Origin of the sequence: Enterobacter sp. CM29 (assembly GCF_013179605.1) — a bacterium.
In the GTDB taxonomy this organism is placed as follows: domain Bacteria; phylum Pseudomonadota; class Gammaproteobacteria; order Enterobacterales; family Enterobacteriaceae; genus Enterobacter; species Enterobacter intestinihominis.
Genome location: NZ_JABMCU010000347.1, coordinates 1 through 1,505, shown reverse-complemented (window position 1 = coordinate 1,505; position 1,505 = coordinate 1). Strand labels below are relative to the sequence as shown.

Sequence of the window (1,505 nt, the reverse complement as noted above, 5' to 3'; positions counted from 1 at the left end):
AAGACACCGAGATATTTACTTACAACGGTTTTATTAGACAAGCCGTGAATAGCCATTAGTGTTTCAGTATCTGCGCCGTTGTCTTTATCTGTTTTAATAGACGAGGCACGTTCCCAGATATTTAAACCACGATGCAAAGAGTTTTCAGTCGCATGATCAAAATGTTCAAGAGCTTTATCATCGTAGGTACGTACTTCAACCTCTACTGTTAAGTCACTATCAACTTCCTTAGCTGCTCTCCAGCGAGACTCACCCTTAACGATTTCAAATTCATCAGGGTTTGCGGTTGGCTTAACTACAATACGCTCACGAACGCCATAATAAGAACCGTCAGGCATTTTCATACCAATCGATTTTTTTAGCTTCTCGATGTGTTCCCTGGCTACCGGACTTTGCCAATCTTCTCTGTCCTGTTTCTTTTTGGGTACAATCTGAGTAACTGATAGCTGTTTGATTTCGGTCATTGCTTATCCCTTCTTTCCAATGCTGGATATAAAATCATCACTTGATACATCGCTATGAACATGGATTGGTTTTTTTGATGTGGGCTTAACCGAATCCGCGTTCATTTGTTCCTCAAGCATCCTCATAAAATCAGGATCATCCTCAGGTCGGAATGAATCCTGTGTTGTTACAACAGCATTTATGCTATCAGGATTTGGTATCTCGTTTCTATCATTATGTTCATTATTTACTATTACTTTATTTTCAGGAGTTTTTGATGAAATTTTTTCATTTTCACCTGAAAGATTATCATCGATACAACGGGAAGGAAGCTCTGATTTTTCTTGGACGGGAATCCAGCATGTAAACAGATACCTGGGCAATCCTGTATTATCAGAGAATACGCCAACACGTTTTTGCAAAGATAAAATTGAGTTGATACTGATATAGTTTTCTTCCTCTCTCCCTATCTGTCTATTGCCAGACCATTTTTCAGCACCAAAGCCATCAGTCTCAACCTGCTCCATGCGTGTAGTGCTTTTCTGTACAGAGCCGCTATTGTCAGAAACCCATTTTGCAGTGTCATAGCCAGCTTTGTATGAAATGGTAATGAGGGTATTAGTCTCAACCTGATTTTTGATTGCTTCGCCGTTCAGAGATTTATCAGGTAGATTTAAAATGTCATCACGCTCTTGGTATGCGAGAGACATATTAGCTTTCTTAGAAAGAATGGTAGCCAGAGAGCTGGCTACAGACTCTGAGATAATGAACTTGGCTTCATCCAGTACAGCATAGATATGCTGCTTATGTTTATTCCGAACGATAGCATCTTTCCACTCAATAAGAAGTGAGTTAGTTACTTCGCGAATCAGTTCATCATCCATTCTGGATTTAACGTAGACGACTGAACTTTTTTCAATTTCATCTTCAACATTTAATCCAGTACCTTTAGCACCAAACAAATGAGGCAATAATTTCCATTCATCAAGTTTGGATTGAATGTTAACTGTGTTATCCATAATCCATTGCCGTTTTTCGGATGGAACAGCTTTATCATTACC

General features: G+C 39.1%; 1 protein-coding gene and 1 pseudogene. Both read right to left on the bottom strand.

All coding sequences use genetic code 11. The features are described 5' to 3' along the window. Positions 1-464: ParB N-terminal domain-containing protein (locus HP459_RS22885; protein ID WP_171936918.1), on the bottom strand; the 464-nt coding region annotated here is incomplete at its 3' end. Between the two features lie 3 nt (positions 465-467). Next, positions 468-1,505: pseudogene (locus HP459_RS22880) on the bottom strand (triK protein); the annotation flags it as partial.